Below are 6,638 nucleotides of genomic sequence, written 5' to 3' on the forward strand. Positions count from 1 at the left end.
TGGCCGCGCGCAAGCGTTGAGCCCTTGTCACGATGCATGAACTCACCCTGCTGGCCACCGAGGCCCAGGTCGACCTGCTCAGCGATGCGCTGATGGAGGTCGAAGCCCTGTCGGTGTCGGTCGAAGACGCTGATGCCGACACCGAGCACGAAGAAGCCCTCTGGGGCGAGCCCGGCATGCCCGTGGCCCGCGAGGCCTGGCAGCGCTCGACCATCAAGAGCCTCTTCCCCGACGAGGCCGCCGCTCTCGAGGCCGCCACATTGATCCTGGCCCAGGACTGGGCCACGGACATCCATGTGCAAGGCATCCAGGAAGTGGCCGATCAGGACTGGGTGCGCCTGACGCAATCGCAGTTCTCGCCGGTGCCCATCACCGACACCTTCTGGATCGTGCCCACCTGGCATGAGGTCCCAGCCGCCGCCCAGACCGTGATGCGCCTGGATCCGGGCCTGGCCTTCGGCACGGGCACGCACCCGACCACCCGCATGTGCCTGAAATGGATCGCGCAGAACGCCGATGCCTACCGTGGCCAGCGCGTGCTGGACTATGGCTGCGGCTCGGGCATCCTGGCCATCGGTGCAGCCCTGCACGGCTCGGGCGTGGTCGACGCGGTCGACATCGACCCGGCCGCCGTGGACGCCACCGTGGCCAATGCCGAGGTCAACCTGGCCCACCTGAAAGCCGCCGACGGCAGCCTGCCCATCCGCGCAGGCCTGCCTGATCTGGTGGGTGAGGCGCATGGCACCTACCCCGTCGTACTGGCCAACATCCTGGCCACGCCGCTCAAGCTGCTGGCCCCCTTGCTGGCCGGGCATGTGGCCCCCGGTGGGCATCTGGTGCTCGCCGGCATCCTGGCGCGCCAGGAGCAGGAACTCCAGGATGCCTATGCCACCGTTGGCCTGTCCTTGCAGGTGGCCAACACCGAAGACGGCTGGATCCTGATGACGGCGCGCAAACCGGGCTAAGCTCTCGCGCCATGAGCCTTGCCACCCGCTGCCCCCACTGCAACACGATCTTCAAGGTCGTTCAGGACCAACTGAAAGTTTCAGAGGGTTGGGTGCGCTGCGGGCGCTGCAATGAGGTCTTCAACGCCCTGGAAGGCCTGTTCGACATGGAGCGTGAGCCGCCGCCCCAGCGCTCACCCGGCCAGCCCGCCGCCCCCAGCGCCGGAGCCTCCGCCCCGCCACCTGCGCCGGACATGCCCCCCTCGGCACAGCCATCGCCCGAGCCCGCTCCCAACGCAGCGACTCCGGCGCCAGCGCCAGCCGCCTGGGCCGGCGCCTCACGCGATCTGCTTGAAGAGGCCGTGCCCGGCACACCGGAGGACGACCCCATCCCACCGGGCTTTGAAGACATCGCTGCCGTCGTGCCCGAACCCGAACCCACACGCTATCAAAGCGCGGTCACCCACTTCGATCTGGAGCTGCCGCCCTCGCCGCTGGACGCCCGCGTGATGGCCTCGGCCCTCACCACGCCACCTGCCGAAGCCCCTGGCAGCGCCCCCGTCGGCCTGCCCATCACCGAAGAGTCCGACGCCCTGGACTCCCGCTACCTGCTGCCCTCCGACGACGACAAGCGCCCGGTGCGCCGCCGTCGTCGTCGCGGCCCGGACTTCGCCGATGCCGAGTTCCCCTCGGACATCGCCGATGCCCAGGACGACGCCTCATGGGGCCCCGGCTGGAGCGATACCGACAGCGGCACACCCGACACGGTGCCCGCCTCGGCCGTCGAACACCCGGCCCTGGAGCGGCCCGTCAATCGCGTGGCACCTGCCATGGCGATCGAGCCCGTGGCGGAGGTCCCTGCGCCCTCCCTGCGGCGCGACACCATCGACGCGGGCCCCTCGACCATCCCCTCGCGCTTTGGCGATGACTTCCGCCCCGAGCAACCCCTGCCGCCCCCCAGCCAGCGCAAGGGCAAACCGGGCACGCGTGGCCGGGCGGTCCAGCCCGAAGCGCCCGAGTTCATCAAGCAGGCCGAGCGCAAGGCCATCTGGCGCCACCCTGCCATGCGCGTCGTGCTCTCCCTGCTGGCCCTCACCCTGACGGCCACCCTGGGCCTGCAGGCGGCCCACCACTGGCGCGACCAGCTGGCCGCCCATTACCCCGCCACCACCCCCTGGCTGACGCAGTGGTGCGCCCTGGCCCGCTGCCAGTTGTCGGCCCCCATGCAGATCGAAGACCTGCAGGTCGACAACATCGCCTTGGTCAAGACCAGCTCCGAGGGGCCCGACACCTACCGGCTCACGGCCATCATCCACAACCGGGCCGACATCGCCCTGGCCTGGCCTCAGCTGGACCTGACCCTGACCGACAGCAATGGCGCGGTCGTGGCGCGCCGTGCCTTCTCGGCCGACACGGCCCAGCGGGTGCCAGCAGGCGTCGACACGGCGGCCAGCGGTGCCGCCGCTGCGCCTCCGGTGGCCGCCCCCCCGGGCAGCAGCACCACCTTGCAGTGGCGCCTGCGCGCCCCCGACCTGCATCTGGCCGGCTACACCGCCGAGCTCTTCTACCCCTGATCCATCTTCGACCGGACACTCTCCATGGCCATCCTGATCTGCGGCTCGCTCGCCTTTGACACCATCACCCGCTTCGAGGGCCGCTTTGCCCAGCAGATCCTGCCCGAGCAGGTGCACATCCTGAACGTCTCCTTCCTGGTGCCCACCCTCAAGCGCGAGTTCGGTGGCTGCGCCGGCAACATCGCCTACAGCCTGCAACTGCTGGGTGGCACCCCGCTGGTCATGGCCACCGTGGGCGCCGATGGCGCGGACTACATCGAGCGCATGCGCGGCTGGGGCGTGCCGCTGGACCTGGTCAAGAAGATCGATGACAGCTACACCGCCCAGGCCATCATCATCACCGACAGCGACAACAACCAGATCACTGCCTTCCACCCTGGCGCCATGGGCATGGCCCACACGCAGCCCGTGCCCGCACGCAGTGACCTGCAACTGGCCATCATCGCCCCCGACGGCCGTGACGCCATGATCCAGCACGCCGAACAGCTGGTCGCCGCGGGCGTGCCCTTCGTCTTCGATCCGGGTCAGGGCCTGCCCATGTTCGATGGCGACGACCTCAAGCGCTTCATCTCGCAAGCCACCTGGGTGGCCGTCAACGACTACGAAGGCAAGATGCTGGCCGACCGCACCGGCATGAGCCTGGCCGAAATCTCCCGCCAGCCCCACCTCCAGGGCCTGATCGAGACCCTGGGCGCCGAAGGCTGCAACGTCTGGCAAAACGGCGAAAAGCAGCACGTGCCCGGCCTGAAGGCGGACGCCGTGGTCGACCCCACCGGCTGCGGCGATGCCTTCCGTGGCGGCCTGCTGCATGGTCTGTCGCTGGGCTGGGACCTGCCCCGCAGTGTGGCCCTGGCCAACCGCATGGGCGCCACCAAGATCGCCTGCGCCGGCCCGCAGAACTACACCATCGACGCCCAAGCAGTCCTCGCCCAGTCATGAGCGCCGCAGGGCGCCTGGCCGGCGCCGTGATGCTGCTGGCCATCGTGATGACACCCACGTGGGCACAGGCCGCACGCGCCTTCACGCTGAGCACCTGGAACCTGGAGTGGTTGATCTCTCCCGAGACCGACCAGCAACTGCGCCCCGCCTGCCAGCGCATGCAGCCGCGCAGCCACGAACGCGCCCTGCCCTGCACCCCGGGCCGCGCAGCGCCGCCGAAGCGCACACGCGAGGACTTCGATGCCCTGGCCCGCACGGCCGGCCGACTGCTGCAGGAGCAGCAAGCCGATGTCGTGGCCCTGCAAGAGGTCGACGGCCCCGAGGCGGCCCGCCAGGTGTTCCGGCAAGGCTGGACGCTCGATTGCTTCGTGCGCCGCGCGCACCCGCAAAAAGTGGGCTTTGCCATCCGCCAGGGCATCCCCTACCGCTGCAATGGCGATCTGAGCGCACTGGATGTGGACGGCAGCAGCCGGGGTGGCGCCGATGTGAGCCTGTGGCCCGGCACACCGCAGGAGGTGCGTCTGCTGGCGGTGCACCTCAAGAGCGGGTGCTTTGACGGCCAGCTTGACCGCGCCTTCGGCCCCTGCACACGGCTGCGTCAGCAAGTGCCCTTGCTGGAGCAATGGATGGATGCGCGGGTACGCGAGGGCGTGGCCTTCGCCATCCTGGGCGACTTCAATCGCCACCTCGACAAGGACAGCCGCCTGGAGGCCGGTGCCGACGAGTCCGCGCCCCTGAGCCTCATGAATGCCCTGAGCGATCAACACCCGCGCGGCGCCACGCTGCTGCGGGCCACCGAAGGCGCCCCCTATGTGCGCTGCACGCCCGACGACGAGCACAACCGCTACATCGACGACGTGCTGCTCAGCCAGGCCCTGGTCTCACGCGCCCGCAGCACACGCTTCGTGCGCGTGCCGCTGGTGGGCGCAGACGGCAGCCGACAGCTCTCTGACCACTGCCCCCTGGGCGCCACGCTCGAAGGGCTGGCGCCCTGATCGGACCTCAGTCCTTCTTGCCTTGCGTGGCCACGGCCGCCGCAGCCGCCGCAGCCGCTTGGGCGTCACCCAGGTAGTAGTGGCGGATGGGCTTGAGATCGGCGTCCAGCTCATACACCAGGGGGATGCCGTTGGGGATGTTCAGGCCCACGATGTCCTCGTCGCTGATGTTGTCGAGGTATTTGATCAGGGCACGGATGGAGTTGCCATGCGCCGCCACCACGATGCGCTTGCCCGCCTTGATGGCCGGCGCCATGGCTTCGTCCCAGAAGGGCAGCACCCGCGCGACGGTGTCCTTGAGGCACTCGGTCAGCGGGATCTGGTCGGGCTGCAGCTTGCTGTAGCGCACATCCTGGCGCTGGCCACGCGGGTCGTTGGCATCCAGGGCAGGCGGCGGCGTGTCATAGCTGCGGCGCCACACCAGCACCTGCTCGTCGCCATACTGCTTGGCGGTCTCGGCCTTGTTCAGGCCCTGCAGGCCACCGTAGTGGCGCTCGTTGAGGCGCCAGCTCTTGACCACCGGCAACCAGATGCGGTCCATCTCGTCGAGGCAGTAGTTCAGGGTGTGGATGGCGCGCTTGAGCACCGAGGTGTAGGCCACATCGAACTCGTAGCCTTCGGCCTTGAGCAACTGACCGGCCGACATGGCCTGCGACACGCCCGTGGGGGTCAGGTCCACATCGGTCCAGCCGGTGAAGCGGTTTTCCAGGTTCCAGGTCGATTCGCCGTGGCGGATCAGCACGAGCTTGTACATGGCATCGGGTCCAGTGTGTGGCCCGCCTTGGCGCGGCCACCGGTTGAGACAAAGATCAGTGCGCCCGGGTCTTTTCAGGCCCGGCTCGCACATCGGAAAGTCCTCGATTTTATAATCCCGCTTTTGACACAAGGTGTGAGCGCATGAGCTACCTGGCCGACAACTGGTACTGGATTGTTGCCGCCGCCGTCTCTGGCGGTGGTTTGTTGTGGCTGCAATTGCGTGAGGGTGCCTCCAGCGGCGGCGTCAGCCCGCAGGATGCCGTCCTGTTGATCAACCGGGAAAAGGCATCGGTCATCGATGTGTGCGAACCCACCGAGTTCGCCGGCGGCCACGTCAAGGGCTCGCGCAACATCCCCCTGGCCCAGCTGGCCGAGGGCGCCAAGGGTCTGCCCTCCAACAAGCAGTTGCCCATCGTGGTGGTGTGCGCCTCGGGCATGCGCGCTGGCAAGGCGGCCCAGAAGCTGCGCCAGCTCGGCTTCGAGAAGGCCCAGGTGCTCAACGGCGGCATGAAGGCCTGGCGCGAGGCCCATTTGCCGGTCGAGAAGACCGCCTGAGCACGCAAACCCCCTGCACCTGCCTGGGTCAAGGACTTCGAACGACAATTCAGGCATCGCCCGACCCCGGGCTCCATTCCAGCGCGATCCAGTCATGCAGCCCGTCAAGATGTACACCACCCAGGTCTGTCCCTACTGCCAGCGGGCCAAGATGCTGCTCAAGCAACGGGGGGTCCAGGCCATCGAAGAGATCCGCATCGACCTGGATCCGGCTCAACGGGATCACATGATGGCCATCACCGGCCGACGCACCGTGCCGCAGATCTACATCGGCGACACCCATGTGGGTGGCTGTGACGACCTGATGGCCCTGGACCAGCAAGGCGAGTTGCTGCCTCTGCTCAACGCCTGAGGGGCGACCCCACCCTGCAAACCAGGGTTCTCATGGCCCGGGAACGGTCATCGGGCTGGGCGATAATCCAGCCCGGTCTGCTTCTTTGCCCGGACTTCTCTTGCGCCAACCGCAGCGCCCGGGCCAGACCATCCAACACCAACCTAGGATTCATCATGAGCGACCAAGCCGGCGAACTGCAACCCTCCTTCAACATCCAGCGCATCTACCTGAAGGACCTGTCGGTCGAGCTGCCCAACGCCCCCCAGATCCTGCTGGAGCAAGGCCAGCCCAATGTGGACGTGCAACTCAACATCCACGCTGAAAACGTCGTGGACGGCGTCTACGAAGTGGCCGTGAGCGCCACCGTGACCACCAAGGTCAACGACAAGGTGCTGTTCCTGGTCGAAGCCAAGCAAGCCGGTCTGTTCGAGATCCGCAACGTGCCCGAAGAGCAGATGCAGCCCATCATCGCCATCGCCTGCCCGCAGATCGTCTACCCCTACCTGCGCGCCACCGTGGCCGACGTCATCAACCGCACCGG

8 protein-coding genes are annotated in these 6,638 nt (G+C 67.9%); 7 read left to right on the plus strand and 1 reads right to left on the minus strand.

Annotated features, from left to right (window positions below; translation table 11 throughout):
• The first annotated feature begins 32 nt into the window (after nt 1-32).
• The 4 genes from prmA to VFW84_RS00970 are packed head-to-tail and all read left to right on the plus strand — an operon-like array spanning nt 33 to nt 4,452.
• The gene (gene prmA, locus VFW84_RS00955; protein ID WP_329678553.1) at nt 33-965 is read left to right on the plus strand and encodes a 50S ribosomal protein L11 methyltransferase; all 933 of its coding nucleotides are present in this window, start codon (nt 33-35) and stop codon (nt 963-965) included.
• A gap of 11 nt (nt 966-976) precedes the next feature.
• The gene (locus VFW84_RS00960) at nt 977-2,518 is read left to right on the plus strand and encodes a zinc-ribbon and DUF3426 domain-containing protein (protein ID WP_329678554.1); all 1,542 of its coding nucleotides are present in this window, start codon (nt 977-979) and stop codon (nt 2,516-2,518) included.
• Between the two features lie 24 nt (nt 2,519-2,542).
• Nucleotides 2,543-3,457, plus strand: coding sequence for a carbohydrate kinase family protein (locus VFW84_RS00965; RefSeq protein WP_329678555.1), 915 nt, complete (start codon nt 2,543-2,545; stop codon nt 3,455-3,457).
• On the plus strand, nt 3,454-4,452 hold the full coding sequence (locus VFW84_RS00970; protein ID WP_329678556.1) for an endonuclease/exonuclease/phosphatase family protein: 999 nt from the start codon (nt 3,454-3,456) through the stop codon (nt 4,450-4,452). The genes VFW84_RS00965 and VFW84_RS00970 overlap by 4 nt, the downstream gene beginning before the upstream one ends.
• A 7-nt stretch (nt 4,453-4,459) precedes the next feature.
• On the opposite strand, the gene gpmA is transcribed toward VFW84_RS00970, so the two are convergent.
• Nucleotides 4,460-5,206, minus strand: coding sequence for a 2,3-diphosphoglycerate-dependent phosphoglycerate mutase (gpmA, locus tag VFW84_RS00975; RefSeq protein ID WP_329678557.1), 747 nt, complete (start codon nt 5,204-5,206; stop codon nt 4,460-4,462).
• A 143-nt stretch (nt 5,207-5,349) separates the two neighbouring features.
• On the opposite strand from gpmA, the gene VFW84_RS00980 reads away from it, so the two are divergent.
• From VFW84_RS00980 to secB, 3 genes are all read left to right on the plus strand, one after another.
• Nucleotides 5,350-5,763, plus strand: a complete 414-nt coding sequence (locus tag VFW84_RS00980; protein WP_329678558.1) for a rhodanese-like domain-containing protein — start codon at nt 5,350-5,352, stop codon at nt 5,761-5,763.
• Between the two features lie 94 nt (nt 5,764-5,857).
• Nucleotides 5,858-6,115, plus strand: a complete 258-nt coding sequence (gene grxC, locus VFW84_RS00985; protein WP_329678559.1) for a glutaredoxin 3 — start codon at nt 5,858-5,860, stop codon at nt 6,113-6,115.
• 155 nt (nt 6,116-6,270) lie between these two features.
• Nucleotides 6,271-6,638: protein-export chaperone SecB (gene secB, locus VFW84_RS00990; RefSeq protein WP_329678560.1), on the plus strand; the 368-nt coding region annotated here is incomplete at its 3' end.

The organism is Aquabacterium sp. (genome assembly GCF_036279655.1).
Taxonomy (GTDB): Bacteria; Pseudomonadota; Gammaproteobacteria; order Burkholderiales; family Burkholderiaceae_C; genus Aquabacterium.

Coding starts and splice junctions, on each gene's coding strand:
- prmA (WP_329678553.1), top strand. CDS start 33: ATGCATGAACTCACCCTGCTGGCCACCGAGGCCCAGGTCGACCTGCTC.
- VFW84_RS00960 (WP_329678554.1), top strand. CDS start 977: ATGAGCCTTGCCACCCGCTGCCCCCACTGCAACACGATCTTCAAGGTC.
- VFW84_RS00965 (WP_329678555.1), top strand. CDS start 2,543: ATGGCCATCCTGATCTGCGGCTCGCTCGCCTTTGACACCATCACCCGC.
- VFW84_RS00970 (WP_329678556.1), top strand. CDS start 3,454: ATGAGCGCCGCAGGGCGCCTGGCCGGCGCCGTGATGCTGCTGGCCATC.
- gpmA (WP_329678557.1), bottom strand. CDS start 5,206: ATGTACAAGCTCGTGCTGATCCGCCACGGCGAATCGACCTGGAACCTG.
- VFW84_RS00980 (WP_329678558.1), top strand. CDS start 5,350: ATGAGCTACCTGGCCGACAACTGGTACTGGATTGTTGCCGCCGCCGTC.
- grxC (WP_329678559.1), top strand. CDS start 5,858: ATGCAGCCCGTCAAGATGTACACCACCCAGGTCTGTCCCTACTGCCAG.